25 protein-coding genes are annotated in these 23,912 nt (G+C 67.5%); 9 read left to right on the forward strand and 16 right to left on the reverse strand.

Translation table 11 applies throughout. From position 1 onward, the window contains the following. Positions 1 to 20: 20 nt before the first annotated feature. The 5 genes from AC4ELH_RS10110 to AC4ELH_RS10130 are packed head-to-tail and all read left to right on the forward strand — an operon-like array spanning position 21 to position 4,156. Positions 21 to 653: a TetR/AcrR family transcriptional regulator gene (locus AC4ELH_RS10110; RefSeq protein ID WP_448446466.1), complete on the forward strand. Its 633-nt coding sequence runs from the start codon at positions 21 to 23 to the stop codon at positions 651 to 653. After that, positions 650 to 1,990, forward strand: coding sequence for an aldehyde dehydrogenase family protein (locus AC4ELH_RS10115; RefSeq protein WP_498884333.1), 1,341 nt, complete (start codon positions 650 to 652; stop codon positions 1,988 to 1,990). Before AC4ELH_RS10110 ends, AC4ELH_RS10115 begins: the two co-directional genes overlap by 4 nt. Before the next feature lie 27 nt (positions 1,991 to 2,017). Further along, on the forward strand, positions 2,018 to 2,413 hold the full coding sequence (locus AC4ELH_RS10120) for a carboxymuconolactone decarboxylase family protein (RefSeq protein WP_064886613.1): 396 nt from the start codon (positions 2,018 to 2,020) through the stop codon (positions 2,411 to 2,413). Further along, complete coding sequence (locus tag AC4ELH_RS10125; RefSeq protein ID WP_498884335.1) at positions 2,406 to 3,296, forward strand: NAD(P)-dependent oxidoreductase; 891 nt, start codon at positions 2,406 to 2,408, stop codon at positions 3,294 to 3,296. Before AC4ELH_RS10120 ends, AC4ELH_RS10125 begins: the two co-directional genes overlap by 8 nt. Beyond that, positions 3,293 to 4,156, forward strand: a complete 864-nt coding sequence (locus AC4ELH_RS10130; protein WP_498884337.1) for an SDR family NAD(P)-dependent oxidoreductase — start codon at positions 3,293 to 3,295, stop codon at positions 4,154 to 4,156. Before AC4ELH_RS10125 ends, AC4ELH_RS10130 begins: the two co-directional genes overlap by 4 nt. On the opposite strand, the gene AC4ELH_RS10135 is transcribed toward AC4ELH_RS10130, so the two are convergent. From AC4ELH_RS10135 to AC4ELH_RS10190, 12 genes are all read right to left on the reverse strand, one after another. After that, on the reverse strand, positions 4,146 to 6,029 hold the full coding sequence (locus tag AC4ELH_RS10135; protein WP_448446458.1) for an ArnT family glycosyltransferase: 1,884 nt from the start codon (positions 6,027 to 6,029) through the stop codon (positions 4,146 to 4,148). The genes AC4ELH_RS10130 and AC4ELH_RS10135 overlap by 11 nt on opposite strands. A 60-nt stretch (positions 6,030 to 6,089) precedes the next feature. Further along, entirely contained in the window at positions 6,090 to 6,671 is a 582-nt protein-coding gene (pdxT, locus tag AC4ELH_RS10140) for a pyridoxal 5'-phosphate synthase glutaminase subunit PdxT (protein ID WP_064960876.1), read from the reverse strand. Then, a complete protein-coding gene (gene tesB, locus AC4ELH_RS10145; protein WP_064886618.1) occupies positions 6,668 to 7,516 on the reverse strand; it encodes an acyl-CoA thioesterase II in 849 nt (282 codons plus the stop codon). The genes pdxT and tesB overlap by 4 nt, the downstream gene beginning before the upstream one ends. Before the next feature lie 9 nt (positions 7,517 to 7,525). Beyond that, complete coding sequence (gene pdxS / locus AC4ELH_RS10150) at positions 7,526 to 8,437, reverse strand: pyridoxal 5'-phosphate synthase lyase subunit PdxS (protein WP_064886626.1); 912 nt, start codon at positions 8,435 to 8,437, stop codon at positions 7,526 to 7,528. Between the two features lie 65 nt (positions 8,438 to 8,502). Then, the gene (locus tag AC4ELH_RS10155; RefSeq protein WP_064886619.1) at positions 8,503 to 9,573 is read right to left on the reverse strand and encodes an NUDIX hydrolase; all 1,071 of its coding nucleotides are present in this window, start codon (positions 9,571 to 9,573) and stop codon (positions 8,503 to 8,505) included. A gap of 2 nt (positions 9,574 to 9,575) precedes the next feature. Next, complete coding sequence (locus tag AC4ELH_RS10160) at positions 9,576 to 10,700, reverse strand: glycosyltransferase family 4 protein (RefSeq protein WP_064886620.1); 1,125 nt, start codon at positions 10,698 to 10,700, stop codon at positions 9,576 to 9,578. A 34-nt stretch (positions 10,701 to 10,734) separates the two neighbouring features. After that, a complete protein-coding gene (locus tag AC4ELH_RS10165) occupies positions 10,735 to 11,646 on the reverse strand; it encodes a phosphatidylinositol mannoside acyltransferase (protein ID WP_064886621.1) in 912 nt (303 codons plus the stop codon). Further along, a complete protein-coding gene (gene pgsA / locus AC4ELH_RS10170) occupies positions 11,643 to 12,290 on the reverse strand; it encodes a phosphatidylinositol phosphate synthase (protein ID WP_064886627.1) in 648 nt (215 codons plus the stop codon). Before pgsA ends, AC4ELH_RS10165 begins: the two co-directional genes overlap by 4 nt. Continuing rightward, entirely contained in the window at positions 12,287 to 12,856 is a 570-nt protein-coding gene (locus AC4ELH_RS10175; protein WP_498884340.1) for an ATP adenylyltransferase, read from the reverse strand. Before AC4ELH_RS10175 ends, pgsA begins: the two co-directional genes overlap by 4 nt. A gap of 28 nt (positions 12,857 to 12,884) precedes the next feature. Then, positions 12,885 to 14,933, reverse strand: a complete 2,049-nt coding sequence (gene thrS, locus AC4ELH_RS10180; RefSeq protein ID WP_498884342.1) for a threonine--tRNA ligase — start codon at positions 14,931 to 14,933, stop codon at positions 12,885 to 12,887. A 74-nt stretch (positions 14,934 to 15,007) separates the two neighbouring features. Beyond that, the gene (locus AC4ELH_RS10185; RefSeq protein ID WP_135360772.1) at positions 15,008 to 15,439 is read right to left on the reverse strand and encodes a TIGR02611 family protein; all 432 of its coding nucleotides are present in this window, start codon (positions 15,437 to 15,439) and stop codon (positions 15,008 to 15,010) included. Continuing rightward, a complete protein-coding gene (locus AC4ELH_RS10190) occupies positions 15,436 to 16,068 on the reverse strand; it encodes a PaaI family thioesterase (protein WP_064879274.1) in 633 nt (210 codons plus the stop codon). Before AC4ELH_RS10190 ends, AC4ELH_RS10185 begins: the two co-directional genes overlap by 4 nt. A 31-nt stretch (positions 16,069 to 16,099) precedes the next feature. Here AC4ELH_RS10190 and AC4ELH_RS10195 point away from each other — a divergent pair, with 31 nt between their 5' ends. Both AC4ELH_RS10195 and AC4ELH_RS10200 read left to right on the forward strand, forming a co-directional pair. Beyond that, complete coding sequence (locus AC4ELH_RS10195) at positions 16,100 to 16,597, forward strand: DUF1990 domain-containing protein (RefSeq protein ID WP_498884344.1); 498 nt, start codon at positions 16,100 to 16,102, stop codon at positions 16,595 to 16,597. 14 nt (positions 16,598 to 16,611) lie between these two features. Further along, entirely contained in the window at positions 16,612 to 17,679 is a 1,068-nt protein-coding gene (locus AC4ELH_RS10200) for an NAD(P)H-dependent amine dehydrogenase family protein (protein ID WP_498884346.1), read from the forward strand. On the opposite strand, the gene AC4ELH_RS10205 is transcribed toward AC4ELH_RS10200, so the two are convergent. From AC4ELH_RS10205 to AC4ELH_RS10215, 3 genes are read right to left on the reverse strand one after another with little or no spacing between them, the layout of a single operon-like run. Continuing rightward, on the reverse strand, positions 17,680 to 18,480 hold the full coding sequence (locus AC4ELH_RS10205) for an SDR family NAD(P)-dependent oxidoreductase (RefSeq protein ID WP_448446447.1): 801 nt from the start codon (positions 18,478 to 18,480) through the stop codon (positions 17,680 to 17,682). A gap of 42 nt (positions 18,481 to 18,522) precedes the next feature. Further along, a complete protein-coding gene (locus AC4ELH_RS10210; RefSeq protein ID WP_064879269.1) occupies positions 18,523 to 19,320 on the reverse strand; it encodes an NADPH-dependent oxidoreductase in 798 nt (265 codons plus the stop codon). Then, positions 19,320 to 20,258, reverse strand: coding sequence for a TauD/TfdA dioxygenase family protein (locus tag AC4ELH_RS10215; protein ID WP_448446445.1), 939 nt, complete (start codon positions 20,256 to 20,258; stop codon positions 19,320 to 19,322). The genes AC4ELH_RS10210 and AC4ELH_RS10215 overlap by 1 nt, the downstream gene beginning before the upstream one ends. 298 nt (positions 20,259 to 20,556) lie before the next feature. On the opposite strand from AC4ELH_RS10215, the gene AC4ELH_RS10220 reads away from it, so the two are divergent. Next, complete coding sequence (locus tag AC4ELH_RS10220; protein ID WP_448446443.1) at positions 20,557 to 21,489, forward strand: LysR family transcriptional regulator; 933 nt, start codon at positions 20,557 to 20,559, stop codon at positions 21,487 to 21,489. Further along, positions 21,486 to 22,535 carry a ketopantoate reductase family protein gene (locus AC4ELH_RS10225; protein ID WP_448446441.1) on the forward strand — a complete coding sequence of 350 codons (1,050 nt, stop codon included), beginning with the start codon at positions 21,486 to 21,488 and terminating at the stop codon, positions 22,533 to 22,535. Before AC4ELH_RS10220 ends, AC4ELH_RS10225 begins: the two co-directional genes overlap by 4 nt. On the opposite strand, the gene AC4ELH_RS10230 is transcribed toward AC4ELH_RS10225, so the two are convergent. Continuing rightward, positions 22,498 to 23,799, reverse strand: coding sequence for a cytochrome P450 (locus AC4ELH_RS10230; RefSeq protein ID WP_448446439.1), 1,302 nt, complete (start codon positions 23,797 to 23,799; stop codon positions 22,498 to 22,500). The two genes, AC4ELH_RS10225 and AC4ELH_RS10230, sit on opposite strands and share 38 nt — an antisense overlap. Positions 23,800 to 23,912 lie beyond the last annotated feature (113 nt).

Raw genomic sequence — 23,912 nt, forward strand, 5'->3', positions numbered from 1 at the left:
ATTACTGCTACTGTGGCGCCGTGGACCGAATTCGTCAAGTGGGCCGCCCCACCCGGGAGCAGGCCGCACAGCGCCACGTCGAGTTGCTCGACTGCGCGCTGGAAGTGTTCCTGGAGAATGGATTCGAGCGCGCCACCATCGACGGCATCGCGACCGCCGCGGGCATGGCCAAGCGCACCATCTATGGCCTCTACCCCGACAAGTGCGCCCTGTTCGAGGCCTCGGTGCAACGTGCGGTGGACCGGTGGTTGGTCCCGATCGAGACGCTACGTGCCGCCGAGACCGATGACCTGGAAGAGACGCTGCTCGCCATCGGCCGGATCCGGTTGGCGGGCATCACCAGTCCGGCCGGCGTCGCATTGCAGCGCATCCTCAACGCGGAAGGCAACCGCTTCCCGCGCCTGTTCCGGCTCGTATACGACCAGGGCACCATGCCGGCTCTGACCTTCATCGCCGAGGTCCTCGCCCGCCACGCCGAGGCCGGAATCATCGAGATCGACGACCCCGCCGTGGTGGGAGGGGCGTTTCTGAGCATGGTCGTCGGCGGACCCGCCACCGGTGCTCTCTGGGGCGTGACCTGGGATCCCGACGACCTGGACAAGCGCATGCGGATCTTGGTGCGGCTGTTCCTCGACGGGGTACGGCCGCGATGACCGAATCATTCATCGACGGCGCGTCGGTGCCTTCGTCCCAGCAGTACGACAACATCGATCCCGCGACGGGGCGGTCGATCGGAGCGGTGGCACGCGGCGGCGCCGACGAGATCGACCGAGCGGTCACCGACGTCATCGACGGCCACCGGGAGAGACTGGCGCTGCTGGAATGTGAGGACACCGGCAAACCGCTGAGCCAGGCCCGTACCGACATCGCCGTGGCCGCACGGTATTTCCGTTTCTACGCCCACGCGATCGACAGCTACTACGGCCAGACCATCCCGCTGACCGAGGACCTGCACGTCTACACCCGCCGCGAGCCGTTGGGGGTCACGGGCCACATCATCGCCTGGAACTACCCGATGCAGCTGCTCGCTCGTGCGGTGGCACCGGCGATCGCCGCGGGCAACACCGTGGTGCTCAAACCCGCCGATGAAACACCCCGCACCGCAGTCGAGTTCGCCCGCCTCGCGGTCGAGGTGGGATTACCTGCCGGGATCGTCAACGTGGTCACCGGGATCGGCGCAGAGGCCGGCGCCGCACTGGCCGCACACCCCGGGGTGGATGCCATCGGATTCGTCGGGTCGACCCGCGTCGGCTCCGAGATCGCCCACGCCGCCGCAGACCGGGTGGTTCCGGTGGTGCTGGAACTCGGCGGGAAATCCCCACAGATCGTCTTCGCCGATGCAGACCTGCCCCGCGCGGCCGACTTCATCACGAGGGCGATCCTGCAGAACGCCGGGCAGACGTGTTCGGCCGGATCGCGATTGCTCGTCGATACGGCGGTGCACGACGAGCTCCTTGGGCTGGTGCTCGACCGGTTCCGGCAGGTCAGCATCGGGCCCGGGATCGCCGATCGCGATCTGGGTCCGCTGATCTCCCGCAGGCAGCAGCGGGTGACCGATCTGGTGTCGGGCACCGCCACCGGTGAGATCCTGTGCGGCGGTGCGCCCCCGCAGGACCAGGAACTCGGCGACGGCGCCTACTTCGCCCCCACCGTGATCGACGGTGTCGATCCCGCCTCGCCGATCGCCCAGCAGGAGATCTTCGGCCCGGTACTGACCGTCAACAGCTTTCACGACGAGCAGGAGGCGCTCGCGCTGGCCAACGGAACCGAGTACGGGTTGCTGGCTGCGTTGTGGACGCGGGACCTGTCCCGGGCCCACCGACTTGCCGCCGACGTGGTCGCCGGGCAGGTGTACGTCAACACCTACGGTGCCGGCGGCGGCGTCGAGCTCCCGTTCGGCGGCTTCAGGAAATCCGGATACGGCCGCGAAAAAGGTTATGAGGCACTCGATGCCGTGACCGCCACCAAGACCGTCGTGGTGGCGCTGTGATCTGCCCGCGCTACTGAAAGGCATGCCATGGATCAAGACACGTATGACAAGGGATTGGCGATCCGCACCGCCGTCCTCGGCGAGGAGTATGTCCGCAATGCGGCCGGGAACGTTGACGCCTTCTCCAAACCGCTGCAGGACCTGGTCACCGAATACTGCTGGGGCGCGGTGTGGGGGCGCGAGGGCCTGGAACTGAAGACCCGCAGCATGCTGAACCTCGCGATGATCGCAGTGCTGAACCGGCCCAACGAGTTGAGCACCCATATCCGGGGCGCGCTCACCAACGGGGTGACCCGCGAGGAGATCTGCGAGATCTTCCTGCAGGTCGGCATCTACGCGGGCATCCCGGCCGCGGTCGACAGCAACCGGGCAGCCCGCGCCGTGTTCGCCGAACTCGACGAGAGCCCGGCAGCCGATGAGTGAGCCGATCGGCTTCATCGGCCTGGGCAACATGGGGTGGCCCATGATGGAACGACTGCTGGCGGCGGGATTTCCGGTGGTGGCCTTCGACGTGCGCGACGATGTCCTGGCCAGGGCGACCACACTGGGCGCTTCGCGGGCGGACTCGGTACGCGACGTGGCCGACCGCACCGAGTCGGTACTCGCCAGCCTCCCGACCCCGCAGGCGTCCGAATCCGTGGTGGCCGACGTCGTGGCCGGGTCCCGGGTCCGGCGCTTCGTCGACCTGTCCACCGTGGGCGGCGGGGCCGCACAACGCAATCACGCAACACTCGCCGCACGGGGTATCGCCGCCCTGGACAGCCCGGTCAGTGGCGGAATGCACGGCGCCCAGGCCGGCACCCTGGCGGTGATGGTGTCCGGAGCACGGACCGAATTCGACGCGCTGGCACCAGTTTTCGAGGTGCTGGGCCGGGCGATCTTCGTCTCCGAACAGCCCGGCGCCGCGCAGACCATGAAACTGATCAACAACCTGATGGCCGCCACCACCCTGGCCGCGACCGCCGAGGTGATGGTGATGGGCGTCAAGGCGGGGCTGAGTGCCGACGTGATGATCGACGTGCTGAACGCCGGATCCGGCGGGACACACGCCAGCCGCGACAAGTTTCCGCGTGCGGTACTCCCCCGCACCTTCGACTACGGGTTCGCCACCGGATTGATGGCCAAGGACGTGGAGCTGTACCTGTCTGAGGCCACGTCGCTGGGTCTGCCGGTCGAGATGGCCGAGACGGTGCAACGGATCTGGGAGCAGACGCTTCGCACCGAAGGCGCCGAATCCGACTTCACCTCCGTCATCAAGCCGATGGAGCAGGCCGCGGGTGTCATCGTCGAGGGCGCCAACCGATGAGTATGCGTGGTAAGACCTGCGTGATCACCGGCGCCACGTCGGGGCTGGGTCGCGAGTCGGCCCGGGCCCTGGCGTCGGCCGGGGCGCACGTCGTGCTGGCGTCCCGCAACGCCGCCGCACTCTCGGAGACCCGTGCCGCCATCCACGCCGAGGTGCACGACGCGCATCTGTCCGGCGTCGTCGTCGATCTCGCCTCACTGGCCAGTGTGCGCGAGGCCGCATCCCGGATCACCGAGCTCGCCCCGGTGATCGACGTGCTGATGAACAACGCCGGGGTGATGTTCACCCCGTTCGGCCGCACCGTCGACGGGTTCGAAACGCAGTTCGGGACAAACCATCTGGGCCACTTCGCGCTGACAAACCTGCTGCAGCCACAGTTCGTCGAAGGCACCCGTATCGTCAATCTCTCCTCCGAGGGCCATCGTCTCGGCGAAGTCGATCTGGACGATCCGAACTGGCATCGCCGCGAATACGACAAGTTCGCCGCCTACGGCGCAGCCAAGACCGCCAACATCCTGCATGCCGTCGCGCTCGACCACCGACTTCGCGACCGGGGCATCCACGCGTTCGCCGTGCATCCGGGAATGGTGGCCACCAACCTGGCCCGGCACATGTCCCGCGACGATGTGATCGCGGTCAGCGGCCAGGCCCCCTCACACGCCATTGAGGTGTCGACGCCCGAGCAGGGTGCCGCCACCCAGGTGTGGGCGGCCGTCAGCGCCGACCTCGACGGCCGTGGCGGGCTGTACCTGGCGGACTGCGCGGTGCGCTCCGATGCCGAGCCCTATGCGACCGATCCCGACCGCGCCGAGAAGCTGTGGGAGGTTTCGGAATCGCTGTGCGCGGTGGCTACTTCTTGAGCGGAGCGCGCAGGTCGTACACCGTGTCCGAACCGACCTTGGTCGACGTGAAGTTCGCCTTCACCCAGTCGGAGATGTCGGTGTGGGAATTGTTGCCGAAGAACCCGTGCTCCTTGTTATTGGGTTCCGGGAGGATGTAGTAGGTGATCTGCTGGTCGGCGACATAGGTCTGGAACTGCGCCAACGTCGGCGCGGGATCGCTTCCGGTGAAGCCACCGATCGCCATGACCGCTGTGTCGGTGGACAATTCGAGACCGGACGCGGCCCCGGACCGGTTGATGGCCGCCGACCATTTGGTGGTGGTGGCCCGCAGCATCGCATTGACCTCGGGATTGTCGGAGTGCCAGCTGTGCCCGTGGCTGTCGTCGGGATCGGGCGGCCCGACACTCGGGCCGCCTCCGGTGTGCGGCTGCCCCAGGGTGGCCACCGTGTAGGCGGTCGTTCCGGCCAGTCCACCGATCAGTGCCGCGGCCAGCGCGACGGTCGCCGCGGTCCGGTGCCCGCCACGCAGCGCCCACAGCAGGCCGACGGTGGCCGCCACCGTCACCACCAGGATCGCCCACCGCAGCGGCGGCAGCCAGGACGCGTTGCGGGCCAGGATCCAGAAGCTCCACACCCCGGTGCCCAGAAGCATGGTGGCCAAACCGATCTGGCCCAGGCGGCCCTCGCGCCGGTGCCACATTTCGTGGATGCCGATCGCGAACATCGCCGCCGCGGCCGGAGCCAGGGACAGGCAGTAGTAGGGGTGCACGTTGGTCTTCATGAAGCTCAGCACCAGACCGTCGATCACCAGCCAGCTGCCGAACAGGATGGCGCCGGCCCGCACGATGTCGGTGCGTGGCGCCCGACCGCGCGACACGAGCACCAGCACCACCGCGAGCAGGGCCGTCGGCACCAGCCAGCCGATCTCGAATCCGAATTCGCCGGTGAACAACCGCGGCAGGCCCTGGGTCTGGTTGCCGAATCCGCCGAAACCGTGCTGTTGCCCGGCGGAGGCAACCGGATCGACGTCGACGTGCGTGCCGTAGTGGTTGTGCCCCAGAACCCGGCCGAATCCGTTGTAGCCCAACACCAGATTCATGAAGTTGTTGTCGGTGGACCCGGCGAGGTAAGGCCGCGACGAGGCCGGCCACACCAGGGTGAGCAACACGAACCAGCCCGACGATGCGAGGAACGCGGCCAGCGAGCCCAGCAGGTGCAGCAGCCGGCGGCGGACCGTGACGGGTGCGGCCACCAGATAGACCAACCCGATGGCAGGCATCACCATCAGCCCTTCGAGCATCTTGGCCAGGAACGCGAACCCGAGCGCGACACCGGCGAGCGCCATCCAGCGGGCGCCGTTCTGTCCCAGCGCGCGCACCGCACAGTAGGCGGCAGCCGTCATCAACAGGACCATCACCGCATCGGGATTGTTGAACCGGAACATCAACGCCGTCACCGGCATGAGCGCCAGGGCGGCACCGGCCAGCAGCGCGGCACGGGGTCCGCTGATCCGGCGCACCGCCCCGTAGAGCAGCGCGACAGAGCCGACGGCCATCAACGCTTCCGGGATGAGCATGCTGGCGCTGCTGAACCCGAACAGCTGACCCGACAGGGCCATCACCCACTGCGATACCGGCGGCTTGTCCACGGTGATGAAGTTGTTCGGATCCAGCGACCCGAACAGCAACGCCTCCCAGTTGGTCGAACCGGCCTGAACCGCGGCGGCGTAGAACTCATTGCCCATCCCGTTGACGGTGATGTTCCACAGGTAGGCCACGGCGGTGGCTATCAGCAGGGCCGCCAAGCCCAGGCGCTCACGATCGAATCGCGGGGCAGCCGGCGGGGTTTCCTGGGCGGGCTCGGCGCAGGCCTCGTCAAGCGTCGTCGTCACACGTCCATTAAGTCGGTGCCGGCTATGACTGAGCTATGCGGCCGCCGTGGGTTTGCTGGGTCAGAGCGAATCGACGAACAGTTTGTGGATGCGACGGTCCCCGGTCATCTCGGGATGGAACGACGTCGCCAGCATCGAGCCCTGACGCACCGCGACGATGTGGTCGGCGGCGCGGGCCAATACCTTGACATCGGGCCCGACCCGCTCGACCCACGGTGCCCGGATGAACACCGCATGGACCGGAGTGTCGAGACCTTCGAAGTCGATGTCACCCTCGAACGAATCGACCTGACGGCCAAAAGCATTGCGCCGCACCGTCATATCGATGCCTTTGAGCGGAACGGCCTCCCGCCCGGGCGTGCCTGCGTCGTTGATCTCGGTGGCCAGCAGGATCATCCCGGCACACGAGCCGTAGCAGGGCAATCCCGCCGCGATGCGCGCCCGCAGCGGTTCGAGCAGCTCGAACTCGCGCAACAGATGGCTCATCGCGGTGGACTCCCCACCGGGGATCACCAGGGCGTCGACCGCGTCGAGTTCGGAAAGTCGCCGCACGGTGCCTGCTTCGGCACCCGCTTCACGCAGCGCAGCCAGATGCTCGCGGGTGTCCCCCTGCAGCGCGAGCACCCCGACCCGGGGGCTCACGAGCCTTCCGGTGGCGTGAAGTTGCGCTGGTAGCGGGTCAGTCCCTCCTGCATCACCGCGGCCACCATCTCGCCGTAGCGGTTGAAGATCTTGCCCTGGGTCAGCGAACGCCCGCCGCACGCCGAGGGTGACGACTGGTCGTAGAGCAGCCATTCGTCGGCGCGGAACGGCCGCATGAACCACATGGCGTGGTCCAGTGAGGCCACGTTCAGATGCTTGCGCACGTCGAGGTGGTTGACCTGGGCCGAACCCAGCAGGGTCAGATCGCTCATATAGGCCAGTGCGCAGATGTGCAGCACGTGATCGTCGGGCAGCGGGTCCCGGTGGCGGAACCAGACCTGCTGTTGCGAAGCCTTGCCAGGCAGCCGGGCCACCTTGTCCCGCGGCACGATCCGGACGTCCCATTCGGCGAACTGCGCGAATCCGGCGTCGTCGAACGCTCCCCCAGACCGGAACCCGGGCAGGTCGTCGGGGCCGGGCGCCTCGGGCATCGGGTCCTGATGTTCGATGCCGGTCTGGTCGGTCTGGAAGGACGCCGACATCGTGAAGATCGTCTCGCCGTGCTGGATCGCGCTGACCCGTCGGGTGCAGAACGATCCGCCGTCGCGGATGCGCTCGACGATGTATACCGACGGTGCCCGGGCATCGCCCGGACGCAGGAAGTAGCCGTGCAGGGAATGCACCTGGAACGTCGGATCGACCGTCCGAACCGCGGAAACCAAGGACTGCCCGGCCACGTGACCGCCGAACGTGCGCTGCAGGAAGCCCGACTCCGGGCTGAACACCCCGCCGCGATAGATGTTGACCTCGAGCTGCTCCAGGTCGAGGATCTCTTCGATCGCCATAGGAGGTATTTACCAGCCGCGTTCGGCGAGCCGGTGCGGCTGGGCGATCTCCTCGACGTTGATCCCGACCATGGCCTCGCCCAGACCGCGCGACACCTTGGCCAACACATCCGGATCGTCGTAGAACGTGGTCGCCTTCACGATCGCCGCGGCACGCTGCGCCGGGTTGCCCGACTTGAAGATGCCCGAACCCACGAACACACCCTCGGCACCGAGCTGCATCATCATCGCCGCATCCGCCGGAGTGGCGATACCGCCGGCAGTGAACATCGTGACCGGCAGCTTGCCGGCCCGGGCCACCTCGGCCACCAGGTCATAGGGCGCCTGCAGCTCCTTGGCCGCCACGTACAGCTCGTCTTCGCTCATCGAGGTGAGCCGACGGATCTCGCCGCCGATCTTGCGCATGTGGGTGGTGGCATTGGAGACGTCTCCGGTGCCGGCCTCACCCTTGGAACGGATCATCGCCGCACCCTCGGTGATCCGACGCAGCGCCTCACCCAGGTTGGTCGCCCCGCACACGAACGGCACGGTGAAGCGCCACTTGTCGATGTGGTTGGCGTAATCGGCCGGGGTCAGCACCTCGGACTCGTCGATGTAGTCGACGCCCAGGCTCTGCAGGATCTGCGCCTCGACGAAGTGTCCGATCCGCGCCTTGGCCATCACCGGGATGGTGACCGCTTCGATGATGCCCTCGATCATGTCGGGATCCGACATGCGCGACACCCCGCCCTGGGCGCGGATGTCGGCGGGCACCCGCTCCAACGCCATGACGGCGACGGCTCCCGCGCCCTCGGCGATCTTGGCCTGTTCAGGGGTGACGACGTCCATGATGACGCCGCCCTTGAGCATCTCAGCCATCCCGCGCTTCACCCGCGCGGTACCGGTCTGGTTGCTCGAACCGTTCTGCGCTGCGATATCCATCGCAATCACCTCCACATTCCCACTGATTCAGTCTATTAAAGCCGCCAAATCCATTAAATCCGCAATCACCGGATGGCTTGCAGCTCCCGATGCGCGGTTCCACGCGTATTCGCCGGCGGCGCTGTCGGCTGTTCGGCCAGTTCATTGGCCTGAGCCAGCAGCTCACCCAGTTGAAGCGGATACACGGCCTCCCCGCCGGCAACCAACTCGGCGATCATTGTCTCATCGCACCAGCGGTGCCCGTGAATGTAGTGCCGCTCCAGCGTCGTGCGCCCCGTTGCCGAAGGCTCGAACCGGGTGGTGCGGTGGATGAAGAAGAACTCCTCGCTGCGGATCACCGAGGCGTTGAAGTCGATGACGGCGTCGCGCCGCCACACCGGCCCGACAAGCTCGGCCGGTGTCGCCTGCAGTCCGGTCTCCTCGGCGAGCTCACGCACCGCTGCGTCGACCAGCTCCTCGTCGGAGCGGACGGCGCCGCCGACGGTGAACCACCACCGGGGCGCTGGTTTGTCCGGGCTGTCGATCGCGGGGTCGCTGCCGCGCAGCAGCAGCACCGCGCCGGTCTCGTCGAGCAGCACCACTCGCGCGGAGGTCCGACGGCTCACCGGGTTCACCCCCAGGTTGGGCACAGCCTGGGCGTCGGGACTCTCTACGATCTCGAAATAGGTTGGCAGTGCGGCGGTTCCGCCGAGCCGAAGCGCCCGCACCATCGGGCGTTCCCGCAACGCCAGGGTGTCGCGGACGGCATCGTTGTGGAACCGCCGGGCCAGGAGCACCCGAGCCTCGGCATCGGCCAGTTCGGCGACCAGGGCGACCGGCAGCTCGGCGGGATCGACCGCGGTCAGTGCGGCCGAGAGCTCGTTCTCGGCGGCCTCACGTGCCGGCCGCGGGGCGCGTTCGGCGGCGTCTGCCAGCTTCGCGAGCCGTCTGCCCTCGGGGGCCCCGGCGTAGGCATCGACCGCGACGGCGCGGGCCACGACGGCCCGGCGCGCCAGTGCGCCGTCCAGCGCCTGCCACGACAGGTCGTAGCGCACATGGAGCCGGTCGAGTCGGTTGGCGGTCTGATACGCCCATCCCCCGATGAGCAACAGGACGACCAGCAGCGCCAGCGCCGCGATCACGATCCAGGTCGACATGGTTAGTCGCCCACCTGCACTTTCACCCCGGGGCTCGCCACGGTCTCGTACACCCGCATGATCTGCCCGGCCACCACCGACCAGTCGTAGCGTGCCACCCGCTCGGTGGCCGCGTCGATGTAGCGGTCGCGCAACGCCTCGTCGCCGAGAACCTCGATCAGCGCATCGGCCAGGGCGTCGGCGTCGCCGACCGGCACCAGGCGGCCGGCCTGGCCACCGTCGAGCACCCGGGTGAACGCATCTAGCTCGCTGGCCACCACGGGCGTCCCCGCCGCCATCGCCTCGACCAGCACAATGCCGAAACTCTCGCCGCCGAGGTTGGGTGCGCAGTACACGTCGGCGCTGCGCATGGCCGCGGCCTTGGCGTCGTCGTCGACCTGCCCGAGGAAATGCAGGTGCCCGGCGAGCTCGCCGGCCTGCTCCCGCAGCGCCTCCTCATCGCCACGGCCGACGACCAGGATCTCGATGTCACCGAACCGCCGAACCAGTTTCGGCAGGGCACCCAGCAGCACCGGCATGCCCTTTCGGGATTCGTCGAAGCGCCCGAGGAACAGCACGCTGCGACCGGGCCGCGGATAGCCTTCGAGCCGAGGCGCATTCGCGAACGACGGCACATCGACACCGTTGGGAATCTCGACCGCGTCCGAACCGAGCGCCTCCATCTGCCAACGCCGGGCCAGGTCGGACACCGCGATGCGGCCGACGATCTTCTCGTGGAACGGGCGCAGGATTCCCTGAAACACACTGAGCGTCAACGATTTTGTCGTGGAGGTGTGAAAAGTCGCCACGATCGGCCCCTCCGCGGCCTGTAGTGCCAGCATCGACAGGCTCGGCGCGTTGGGCTCGTGCAGGTGCAGCACATCAAAGTCGCCCTCGGCGATCCACTTCTTGACCTTGCGGTGGGTGGCCGGTCCGAACCGCAGGCGAGCCACCGAGCCGTTGTACGGGATGGGGACGGCCTTGCCGCCCGACACCACGTAATCGGGCAGCTTCACGTGCGGCGACGACGGCGCCAGGACGCTGACGTGGTGTCCGCCGGCACGCATCACCTCGGCCAGTTGCAGCACATGGGATTGCACACCGCCCGGCACATCGAACGAATACGGACAGACCATCCCGATACGCATGGCTAGCTCCGTCGCCTCTTCGCGCAAGCGCTCATCAGGTGGTACCCAGTCGGGCACGACGTTCGTCGGACAGATCGGCCAGCCACTGCGGCTGCAGCATGTGCCAGTCTTCGGGGTGGGCGGCGATGTTGGCCTCGAACCGGTTGGCCAACGCCTGGATCACCACGGACACCTCCCCGGACGAGGTGTCGAGCGCGTCGAAGATCTCGACCACGCAGTCGTCCCCGTCGTAGTGGACATGCGCAGGAAACAGCGGGGCGCCGGTCTCGATCGCCAGCTTGGCCGGCCCGGCGGGCATCCGGGTGGGTTCACCGAAAAAGTCGACCTCCACCCCGTTGCGGGTCAGGTCGCGGTCGGCCATCAGGCAGACGAACATGTTGTTGCGCAACCGTTCCGAGAGCACCTCGAACGGTGGTCGCTCCCCGCCCGACAACGGGAAGACCTCGAATCCGAGGCTCTCCCGGTAATCGATGAACCGCCGGTACAGCGATTCAGGCTTGAGGCGTTCGGCGACGGTGGCGAAAGTGCCGTACTGCTGGGCCAGCCACACGCCGGCCATGTCCCAGTTGCCGCTGTGCGGTAGCGCCAGTACACCGCCGAGGCCGGCGTCGTGGGCGGCGTTCAGTTTGTCCGCCCCGATGAACACCTCATCGACTCGCTTGGCCACGGCGATCAGGTCCATCGACGGCAACCGGAACGCCTCCCGCCAGTACCGGGCATAAGAGGCGAGCGAGGCACGGATCAACTCCTCCGGCACCTCGGACGGGGCCACCCCGATGACCCGGGCGAGGTTCTTCCGCAGCTGCTTCGGCCCGCCGCCGCGCGAGGCGTAGAGGGCACCCGCGTCGAACACGTTGCGCGCCACGATCTCCGGCATGGCGCGGACCAGCTGCCAACCTGCTGCGTAACCCAGGTCGGTCACCTGCCCGGACAGCGGAATGTTCACGAGGCTCCCGGGGGTTGCAGCGGGTCCATGGCGCCCTCCGACGTGCGCACCGCGTGCAGTCGCTGCGCCACGGTGACGACGCTGGCCACCGCCAGCAGCCACGCCGCGACCTGCAGCAGCCACGGCACATGCAGGAACGGCACGCCGGACAAGCCGGCGCCGACCAGCACGATCACCAGTCGTTCGGGGCGCTCGATGATCCCACCGTCGCCGCGCAGACCACTGGCCTCGGCGCGCGCCTTGATGTAGGAGATCACCTGAGAGGTGACCAGACAGATGAGAAGCGCGACGACCAGCGTCGCACTGTTCATGCCGAACGCCGCCCACCACAGCAGACCGGCGAACACCGCGCCGTCGGCTATCCGGTCACATGTCGCGTCCAGCACGGCACCGAACCGGGTGCCACCGCCACGTTCCCGGGCCATCGCACCGTCGAGCATGTCGGCGAGTACGAAGACGAACACCGCGAACGCGCCCCACCACAACTGACCGATCGGGAAGAGGGTCAGCGCGGCGGTCACCGTGCCGGCGGTGCCGAGAATGGTGACGATGTCGGGGGTCAGGCCCGCGCGCAGCGCCGCCTTGGCCACCGGCCGCGACAGCTTGACGTAGGCCGCCCGGCTCATCAGGAAGAGATTGCTCACGGCTGGCGGGCCCATTCTCCTGCCAGCAGCTCCCGGGTCTCGCTCAGCAGCTGCGGAATGACCTTGGCGCCACCGATGATCGTGATGAAGTTGGCGTCGCCGCCCCACCGCGGCACCACGTGCATGTGCAGGTGCTCGGCCAGCGATCCCCCGGCCGAGGTGCCCAGGTTCAGTCCGACATTGAACCCGTGCGGGCGCGACACGGCCTTCATGACGCGGATGGCCTTCTGCGTGAACGCCATCAGCTCGGCGCTCTCGGCCTCGGTGAGGTCCTCCAGTTCCGACACCCGCCGGTACGGCACCACCATGAGGTGGCCCGGGTTGTACGGGTAGAGGTTGAGCACGGCGTACACGAGTTCACCGCGGGCCACCATCAGGCCGTCCTCGTCGGACATCGCGGGGATGTCGGTGAACGGCTGCGACGAGCCGGCCGAGCCCACCTTCTGGTCGCTCTTGACCGCGTCGACGATGTAGCTCATCCGGTGCGGTGTCCACAGCCGCTGCAGATGGTCGGGTTCACCCACGCCATGATCGATGATGGACCGCTCATCCCCCGTCATCCGCATACCCGTCGGTTCTTCGCGCGAGCGCTCATCACAAGCCCACCGGTACCAGGTCCGCCGTCGGCACCGCGTTGTTGCGGTCGGCGATCCACTTCACGATGGCCTCCACGGCCTCATCGCGCGGCACGCCGTTGATCTGGGTGCGGTCACCGAACCGGAACGACACGGCGCCGGCCTCCAGATCTTTGTCGCCCGCCAGCAGCATGAACGGCACCTTCTGGTTGGTGTGGTTGACGATCTTCTTCGCCATCCGGTCGTCGCTGCCGTCGACCTCGACCCGCACCCCGCGCGACTTCAGTTGGGCGGCAACGTCGTACAGGTAGTCCACGTGCGCGTCGGCCACCGGGATACCGACCACCTGCACCGGCGCCAGCCAGGCCGGGAACGCGCCCGCGTAGTGCTCGGTGAGCACCCCGAAGAAGCGCTCGATCGAGCCGAACAGCGCGCGGTGGATCAGCACGGGACGCTGACGTGTTCCGTCGGCGGCGGTGTACTCCAGCTCGAAGCGGTCGGGCATGTTGAAGTCCAGCTGGATGGTCGACATCTGCCAGTTGCGGCCCAGCGCGTCCTTGACCTGAACAGAGATCTTGGGGCCGTAGAACGCCGCGCCACCCGGATCCGGTACCAGGTCCAGACCGGAGGCCTCGGCGACCGAGCGCAGGGTCTCGGTGGCCTCGTCCCACATCTCGTCGGAGCCCACGTACTTGTCGGGATCCTTGGTGGACAGCTCCAGATAGTAGTCGTCCAGGCCGTAGTCCGAGAGCAGGTCGAGCACGAACTGCAGCAGCGAGGTCAGCTCGTCGCGCATCTGCTCACGCGTGGTGTAGATGTGCGCGTCATCCTGGGTCATGCCGCGCACCCGGGTCAGCCCGTGCACCACGCCGGACTTCTCGTAGCGGTACACCGAGCCGAACTCGAAGAGCCGCAACGGAAGTTCGCGGTACGAGCGGCCCCGCGCCCGGTAGATCAGGTGGTGCATGGGGCAGTTCATCGGCTTGAGGTAGTAGTCCTGTCCGGGCTTGCGCACGGTGCCGTCGTCGTTGTACTCCGCGTCGATGTGCATCGGCGGGTACATGCCGTCGGCGTACCACTCCAGGTGACCGGACGTGATGTAGAGGTGCTCCTTGGTGATGTGCGGGGTGTTGACGAACTCGTAGCCGGCCTCGGAGTGCTTGCGCCGCGAGTAGTCCTCGAGCTCCTTACGGATCACACCGCCCTTGGGGTGGAACACCGGCAGGCCGGAGCCGAGCTCGTCAGGGAAGCTGAACAGGTCCAGTTCGACGCCGAGCTTGCGGTGGTCGCGGCGCTGGGCCTCCTCGATGAGCTCGAGGTGGCGGTCGAGAGCCTCCTGCGACTCCCAGGCCGTGCCGTAGACGCGCTGCAGGCTCGCGTTGTTCTGGTCACCGCGCCAGTACGCGGCGCTGCTACGGGTGAGTTTGAACGCCGGGATGTACTTGGTGGTGGGGATGTGCGGACCGCGGCACAGGTCGCCCCACACCCGTTCCTTGGTGCGGGCGTTGAGGTTGTCGTAGGCGGTCAGTTCGTCGCCGCCCACCTCCATCACATCCGGGTCACCGGACGTGTCGTCGACCAACTCGAGCTTGTAGGGCTCGCCGGCGAGCTCCTCGCGGGCCTGATCCTTGGATTCGTAGACGCGCCGGGAGAACAGCTGACCGTCCTTGACGATCTTCTGCATCCGCTTCTCCAGCTTCTGCAGGTCTTCCGGGGTGAACGGCTCGGCGACATCGAAGTCGTAGTAGAAACCATCGGTGATGGGCGGCCCGATACCGAGCTTGGCCTGCGGGAACAGGTCCTGCACGGCCTGGGCGAGCACGTGGGCGCACGAATGCCGGATGACGCTGCGGCCGTCGTCGGTGTTGGCGGCCACCGGAGTCACCTCGACGTCGGTGTCCGGGGTCCAGGACAGGTCGCGAAGTCGCCCCTCGCTGTCCCGCACCACCACGATCGCGTCGGGGGTCCCGCGGCTGGGCAGATCCGCCTCGCGCACCGCCGCGCCGGCGGTCGTCCCGGCCGCGACCCGGATCGGTGCAGCGGGGGCTGGGCTGAGGGCGGCGCTCATCGGGGAGTCTCCTACCATGCGTGGGCTAGTGCGAACGCTGTCATGCTATCGGGGTGGGCCATCGGGGTTGCTGATCAGGACCCCAGCCCGATGGGGCTCTTGAGCCACTCCTGCTCCAACCCGACAAGGCCCGCCGCGAAACCGACGACGCCGAACAGCCACAGCGTGCCGAGCACGACCAGTCCCGTGAACGCCGCACTGACCCCTTTGACCGCGATGTGCTGGCGGTCGAACCAGGCCATCACGACGTCGTAGCGAGCCCGGACGTAACGCAGCGCCCGCTTCGCGAAGTCGAATTCGCTGGCCAGGATCGCCAGGCCGAGAAACACGATGGCCCAGCCGGGTCCCGGGTACGGGATCGCCACGATGCCGACCGCCAGCACGAGCGTACCGACGACGCCGACGACGATCCGGTAGGTGAATTCCGCGGCCGGGCGGGCGCGCAACTGGTCCCGCCAGCGCGCCCAGCGCCGCTTCAGCGCGGCGAGGTTGGAGCCAACGCTCATGGCTGCCCCGGCTTGAGCCGAACGAACAACGCCTCGGCCTCGGCGAGCACGTCGTCACCGTCGAGCAGTCGTCCCGCGACGAAGATCTTGCGGCCCTCGATGCGGTCGATGCCGGCCTGCACCTGCAGATCCTTCTCGATCGGGGCGATCTTGCGGTAGTTGACGTGTAGATACGCGGTGCGCTGGTACATGCTGCCGGTCAGTTTGGCAGCGGTGTAGCCGAGCAGCGAGTCGAACAGCAGCGCCAGCGAGCCGCCGTGTACCGCACCGTTGCGGCCGAGGTGGAAACGCCGGAAGTGGGCGGTTCCGGCGATCTGGTTGTCGGCAGTCCGTTCCAGATGCACCGGCACGTTGTTGACGTTGCCGCGGTTCGGCAGGTCCATCCGGCGGCCCGACGGCGAATTCCACTCGTCGGCCTCGTACGGAGCCAGCAGTGCCGACACCTTCTCGATGAGGTCGGCCGCCTCGGTGATGACCTCGTCGGGCGCGTCGGCGCTGCGGGCATGGTCCTGCAGCGTGCGCACCGCCTCGATGAAGCGGCCGTAATCAGGGCCCCCACGATCGGTGGGGTCGGGCGGATTGAACCCACCGCCGGGGTGCGCGCCTGCGGTGTCGATTTCTGGGGCCACGAAGCCACCGTATTAGTGCCATGGTGGTGACGTGAAACTGCACGACCTGGCAGAGCTGTCATTGACCTATCCGGAGGTCGGCGCCACCGCCGGCGAACTGCCCACGGGCTACCGGCACATCCGGTCCTCCGCGGTGATCGGCACCGGCCGTGACCGCTTCGAGCAGGCGGGCGCCGACGTGCTCCGGTGGGGCATGCAGCGGGGCGCGGGCCTGCGAGTGCGGGCCACCTCCGACTCCGCCGCCGAGGGCACCGAGCTGATCGTCGGGCTCGGCCCGATCCCGGCGCCGTGCCGGGTGGTCTACGTGCTCGACGAAGCCGACCGTCGGGGGTTCGCCTACGGCACGCTGGCCGGCCACCCCGAATCGGGCGAAGAGTTGTTCTCGGTCCGCTACGACCCGGAGACCGACACCGTGCATGCCGAGGTGGCTGCGTTCTCCCGTCCGGCCACCTGGTGGAGCCGGTTGGGCGGGCCGGTGACGCGGCTGCTCCAGCAGATCGTGACACGCCGGTATCTCACCGGCATCTGAGCTTCAATAGCCCGATGACATACCGGGTGATTCAGTGGGGCACGGGCGCGGTCGGGATCGAGACGCTGGCGGCGACGCTGGACGACCGTCCCGATCTCGATCTGGTCGGCGTTCGGGTGTATTCGGATGCCAAGAACGGTATCGACGTCGGCGACCTGCTGGGCCGGGCGCCGATCGGGCTCCGCGCCACGAACGATGTCCAGGCCATCTTGGATCTGGAGGCCGACTGCGTCGTGTACACCCCGCGGACCACGAACCTCGACGACGTGTGCGCACTGCTGGCCGGCGGCAAGAACGTGGTGACGACGGCGTTTCTGTTCCATCCGCAGCGCCTGCCCGAGGCCGACCGCGAGCGGTTGATGGCCGCCTGCATAGCAGGCGGGACGACAGTGCACGGCAGTGGCCTCAATCCCGGCAACCTGTCCGGTGCCCTGCCGTTGGTGCTGTCGGGCATGAGCCGGTGCATCGACAAGATCACACTGCAGGAACGCGCCGACTGGTCGGATTACGACAGCACCCACATCACCTTCGACAACATGTCCTTCGGCCGTCCCGTCGACGAGATCGGTGTCGACACAACCGAATTCCTGGCGTTCAACAACGAACTTTTCACCGAACAGGTGTGGCTTCTGGCTGACGCACTGGGTGCCGACATCGACGAGGTCACCTCGTCGGTTGAGGCTGTCCCCGCACGCCACGACCATCAGATCTTCGACCACCTGCTGGAAGCCGGTACCGCGGCCGGGCAGCGGTGGAACTGGGTCGGAGTTCGCGACGGCGAGCCACTCATCGAGATCGAGACCCTCTGGACCGTCGGCAACGAGTATCCCGATCACTGGCCCCGGCCCAGGCACGGCTGGACGCTGACCATCGAGGGCGACCCGTCCATGCAGACCCATTTCTTCAGCCTGGCCAGCTTCACCCGCGAGGCCACGATGGCCGAGCACGTGCGGGCAGCCAACGTCGCCACGGCGATGCAGGTCCTCAATGCGGTACCGGAGGTGTGTGACGCCGCGCCCGGGTTCGCCACGCTCGCGACGCTGCCACTGATCCGCAGCCACACCGGGTTTCGGCGCCGGTGACTACCTGACCACGGCCGAGCTGGGTTCTCTCGGCGCACCGAGCATGTCCCGGTGCGACGGGGGCACCCGGCCACCTTCGTCGGTGATGCCGTAGCGGGTCGCGAGCTCGGCACCGATCACCGTGTGCCCGGACAGCTGCGCCAGGTCCGGGTCCCGGTACAGCGCGTCGATGAGATAGCCGGTGAAATCCGGGGTTTCGGCATGCTCGGCGGTCTTGGCCAGCGCGCCGGGGTGGCCGGCGAAGGCGGCCTTGAATTTCTCGGTGAGCAGGATTCCCATCCAGATCGAAACCGTCGACACTCCGGTATCGGCGAAGTCGACTGCCATGTCCGCGGCCAGCTTGTCCACGCCGGCCTTCTGCGCCCCATACGCCGGGCCGTGCATGTAGCAGACCGAGCCGGGTGAGGAGGTGAACGCGATCAGGCCGCGCTCGGCGGCCAGCAGTAGCGGCGCGGCGTACCAGGACGCCACATAGGCCGAACGCAGTCCGACGTCGAGCACGTCGGCCAGCTCGATCGGCTTCTCCCAGAACGGTTTCGGGTTGACCAGGTCATCGTGGACCGCGGCGGCGTTGTTGACCAGGAGGTCCAGCCGGCCCTCCTGCTCGCCGATCCGCTCGAACAGTGCGCCCACCGCGGCGTCGTCGGAGTGGTCGAGGGGTACGGCGATACCGCCCTCCCCCGGATCGGTCACTGTACGTCCGGTGACATACACCCGCCAACCCGAGGCGAGCAGGGCGGCGGCGATCCCGCGGCCCGCGCCGCGACTCGCCCCCGTGACAACAGCGATCGGGGTATCCACGGTTATCAACCTACGGGGGGTTTCGCCGGGTGGGCACACCGGTCAGCGCGACGGGAGCCCCAGCCGTTCAAGTTGCTCGCGGAGCCGGTGCCGCCCGGACAGCGAGTGCGGACCGGCCAACCGGCTCAACACCCGCTCACTCCAACTGCCCGACAACCCGTAACGGGTGTTGTAGACCGCCAGTCGTTCGTCGTAGCCGGGCAGATGCGAATCGGCGGCCGCGGCGTCGTACTGCTCGTGATGCAGCACGGCAGCCTGGGGTAACCGTGGTTTGATCCCGGCGTTCTCCGTCGGATCGGGTGTACCAACCGCGAGCCCGAAAGTTGCGACTGCGTGCGGCGGCAGCCCGAGCTCCGCCGCGACCTCCTCGGGATGGTTGCGGACGGCCCCGACGAAAACTGTTCCCAGACCCTGGGATTCGGCAGCCACCACCGCGTTCTGCGCAGCGAGCGCGGTGTCGACGAAACCGATGATCGTGGATTCCAGGTAGTCTGCGCCGTCCAGCGTGACCCCGGTCCGCTGCGCCAACCGGCGGGCACGCCCCAGGTCGGCCACCCACACCAGGAACAACGGGGCCTCGTTGATGAACTGCTGGTTGTTGGCCAAGATCGCCAAGCGGGCCTTGCGCTGCGGATCCCGTACGGCGATCACGCTCCACGGCTGCAGGTTCGACGAGGTCGCCGCGGACTGGGCCGCGGCGACCAGCGCCGAGAGTTGCGCGTCGCTCACAGGTTGGCCGCTGAACTTGCGCACCGACCGGTGCGCGAGTTGCAGGGCGAGTGTGGCGTTGTGAACCTCGAGCGCGGCGTCGACATCGCCGTAGCGTGCGATGACCGTCATCAGGATCCGTAGAACGGCACGCCGGACACCGACTCGGACGAACGTCCGTCGACACCGGTGGGGACATCGCCTTCGAGGGTGACGCGGTACAGCACCCGGTCGTAATCGAGGTGACCGGCGTCGTCGATCGCCAGGTGCGCGGTGGCCCGGTTGTCCCAGAACGCGATGCTGCCCGGCGCCCAGCGGAACCGGACGGTGTACTCGGTGCGGGTCGCCTCGTCCCACAGCAGCTTCAGGATCGCCTCGCTCTGCGTCGGCGAGTAACCGCGGATCTCCCGGGCCCCGCGGGTGAATCCGGGGCTGACGAACAGTGCGCGCTCCCCCGTGACCGGATGCACCCGGACCGCGGGGTGATACGTCACCAGGTTTGCCTCGCGCACCTTGCGGTCCCGCTGGCTGCCGGCCACTGCCCGGGTGTTGAACTGGTGCCTGATGTCGAGCTTGTCGGCGAAGTCACGTAGATCCTTGGGCAGGTTCTCGTACGCCGCAACGAGATTGGTCCAGGCTGTATCGCCACCGTATGGCGGCAGGATGTGTGCCCGCAGGATCGAAGCCGCGGGCGGGTTCACCAGTGCGGTGACGTCGGTGTGCCAGCTGTTGTCGTAGGAGGTACGTTTCCGGCCCAGGTGGCGCTCGTAGCGGCGGCTGTCGACCGGCAGGATCTCGGGGAACCCTTCCGGCGCTTCTTCCTCGTGCGGATGGGCTGGAGTCACCTTGCCGAACTTCCGCGCGAAGGCGACCTGTTCGGCGTGGCCGATCTCCTGGTCCCGGAAGAAGATCACCTTGTACGTGTGCAGCGCATCGCGGATCTCGTCCACGACACCGGCCTCCAACTCGTTGCGCAGATCGACGCCGCGGACTTCGGCGCCGATGTAGCCGGCAACCGGCACGATGTCCAGACCCGTAACGGTGAGCGGCTTTTCGGTGACATCGGTCATCTGTGGACTCCCTTGTGGTGGCGTGATGGTGGGCTGGCGAGGCGTACTCGACCGACTCGCTCAGGTCAGAATCGACGCGCAGGTGGTGGCGAACAAGCGTCTGTGGCTACCGGAACCTTTCAGTGCGACTTAACATCTCAGGCACCGCCCGCAGGCGCGAGAATTACAACCGGCGTGATTCCTGCACCCGACGTGTCATAAAACCCCTGATCAGGGCGGTGGGACGGGCCCCAACCGGCTGCATATGTCAGCGGCAGCGCGACCTGTTCTGCGATCATCACCTCGCAGGAGGTGCCTGATGCTGGACTTACGTCGGATGATGCTGCTGTCCGATCTCGCAGACCTCGGCTCGGTGACCGCCGTGGCCGAACATCGCAACATCACGAGTTCTGCAGTATCCCAACAACTTCGTGTCCTGGAGGAAGAAGCAGGCGCAGTCCTGTTCCGTCGGGACGGGCGAACCCTCGGACTGACCCGCAGCGGCCAGGTCCTCGCCGAGCATGTGCGTCGTGTCCTGGCCGCCGTCGACGAGGCATTGAGCGCGGTCGCCGAAACCAGGGACCGGGTGGCAGGGCAGGTCGCCATCGCCACGTTCAACATGGGGATTCCGACGCTGGCCGTTCCCCTGATGCAACGGCTCAGCACCACCGAACCGGATCTGCGTGTGCACGTTCAGCAGGACACGAGTTCGGGCGCGCTGCGCCTGCTGCGTCAGAGTGAGGTGGACGTCGCGATCACCTGCCACTACGACGTCCTCGGGCCCGACTCCGCCGGCGGACTGACCACCGTGCCCTTGTTGTTCGAACCACACGTGCTGCTGGCGCCCACGCAGTCCCACCTGAGAATCCGCACTCAGGGCCTGTCTGCCCTGGCCGACGGATTCTGGGTGACGGGCCCTCAGGGCTCCGGCCTCGAGATCGCCGCGACGCATGCGTGCCAGAGCGCCGGGTTCACCCCACAGGTCAAGCACCGGCTGATCGGCGCCCAGAACATCTGCGAGCTGGCCGCCACCGAGGTAGCGTCGGCCATTGTGCCCCGGCTGTCGGTTCCCTCCAGGCTGGAAGGACTGCTCGTGGACGACCTCACCCTCGGCGGCCGCACCATCAGTGCCGTGGTGCGCGCCGGCCGGCAGCGCGATCCCAACATCGCACTGATCCTGCGCACCCTCCGGACGATCGCCGAACAGGCTTTGCCCGGACAGTCCACCGAGCCGCTCGGTGTCGCATCGTGACCACGCCCCGACCGCTCGTGGTGTACGGGGTCGGCGCGATAGGCGGCGTGATCGCCGCACGGTTGCGGCTCGCCGGGTTCGACGTGACAGCTGTCGCCCGCGGCGAACACCTCTCCGCGATCCGCGCCCGAGGCCTCACGCTGGTGACACAGGCCGGTACCGATGCAGTGACACTCCCGGCCGCACCGAGCGCCCGCGAGGTCGACTGGTCGGCCGACCCGGTGGTGATGCTCGCGGTCAAGAGTCACCAAACCGCCTCGGCCCTGGATGATCTCAGCGCTCATGCCCCGCCGGAGACCGCGGTGTTCGTCGCCCAGAACGGAGTGGCCAACGAGCCTGCCGCGCTGCGGAGTTTCGCCAATGTATACGGCGTCACGGTGATGCTCCCGGCGGCTCACCTCGACCCCGGTGTGGTCATTCAACAGAGCCACCCGGTGGCGGGGATCCTCGATCTCGGCCGCTACCCCACCGGCCATGACGAGCCGGCAGAACTGGTCGCCGCCACGCTCCGCGCATCCGGGTTCAGTTCCTCGGTACGCGACGATGTCATGGCGTGGAAACACCGCAAGCTGATCGCCAACCTCGGCAATGGCGTGATCGCGGCATACCGTCCGGGACCGGACGCCGACGAACTGGTCGCCCGCGCCCGCACCGAGGCCGAACACGTTCTCACCGCGGCCGGCATTCCCTTCGTCACGGCCGAAGAGGATGCGCTACGGCGTGGGGATCTACTGCAGGGCAGGGTTAACGACGACTATTTGAGCTCCACGTGGCAGAGCGTGGCCCGGGGCCACACCCAGGTGGAAACCGACTGGTTCAACGGTGAGATCGTGCTTCAGGCCCGCCTGCACGGTCTGCGGGCCCCCGTCAACGAACTGATCCAGCGAGTCACCGCCGAACATGCCCGGGTGGGCCGCCCGGTGCGCTCCCTCGACGCGACCGCCGCCCTCAAGAAGCTCGGGGCGGCTACGAATCCCCGGCGGACCCACGAGTTCGAGGAACCTCGCGCTAGTCAACCGCGGTCCACGCGACCGGCAGGTGTTTGACGCCGTGCACGAACGCTGAACGCAGGATGGCCGGTTCGCCGATCGCCACGATGTCGGGAACCTGGCGACGCAGTTCGTCGAAGGCCACCCGGATCTCCCGCCGGGCGAGGTTGGCTCCCAGACAGAAGTGCACTCCGCCGCCGCCGAACCCGATGTGCGGATTGGGATTTCTCAGCACGTCGAACCGCCACGGGTCGGCGAAGGTCTGCTCGTCACGGTTGGCCGAGTTGTACCACATCGAGACCTTGTCTCCCGCCTTCATCTGAACGCCGCTGCGCTCCACGTCCTCGGTGAGTGTGCGCCGCATGAAGATGATCGGTGACGCCCACCGAACGATCTCTTCGACCGCCGTCGGCGATACCGCATCGAAGTCGTTCCACCACCTGGCGCGTTCGTCGGGATAGCGGCTCAGCGCCACCATGCCATGACTGATGGCGTTGCGGGTCGTATCGTTGCCCGCCGCCGTCAGCAGAATGAAGAAGGACGCGATCTCGTTGGACGACAACCGTTCTCCGTCGACTTCCGCCTCCACGAGACTCGTCGTCAGATCGTCTCCGGGATGCGCGCGGCGCTGTTCGGCCAACGCCACGCCGTAGCCGGCCAACTCGGTGGCCACCTGCAGATACCCACTGAAATCGTCGGTGGAAACCTCGTCGTCCCCGGCCCCCATGAGCACCGAGGTCCAGTGAAAGAGCTTGGCCTGATCTTCCTCCGGGACGCCCATCATGTCGCAGATGATCTGCAGCGGCAGCGGCGAAGCCACCTCCTCGACGAAGTCCGCGGTGCCATCAGGGTGTGCCCCCACCATGGCGGACACCAGCCGGTGCGCTCGGTCCCGCACGCTCTGCTCGATCCGCGCGATCACCTTGGGTGTGAAGGCCCGGTTGACGATGCACCGTAGCCGGGTGTGGCGGGGATCGTCCAATGTGATCATCGACCCGAAGAACTCGGCAATCTCGGCGGGAACGTCGTTGAGTGTGGTGCTGGTCGGGCTGGAGCTGAACAGCTCAGGGTGCCGGCTGGCGAAGTGCACATCGTCGTAGCGGGTGAATGCCCAATGCCCGGCGCCGCCGGGAAATCCGGCGTACTCGGCCACCTCGAAGAACGAGATCGGCGCGTCGTGACGCAGCGTGGCGAAGGCGCCGTCGCGCGCATCGTCGTCACGCCCCCAGAAGTCGAGCGATCCGAGGTCGATCTCGGCGAGAGGCACCGATGGTGGTGCGGCACCGTTTTCACGGTGGGCGATGCCGGCGATTGCTGTCATCGTGGTCCTCCCGACGTTCTCGGCGACGCGGACCACCGGTCACCGGCCCCACCGCCCTACCGCAGTGTGACACCCCGTACAGCGCCGGTCCAGGATTGCGAGCCGAATCGTGC

The sequence above is a fragment of the Mycobacterium shunyiense genome (assembly GCF_058270075.1).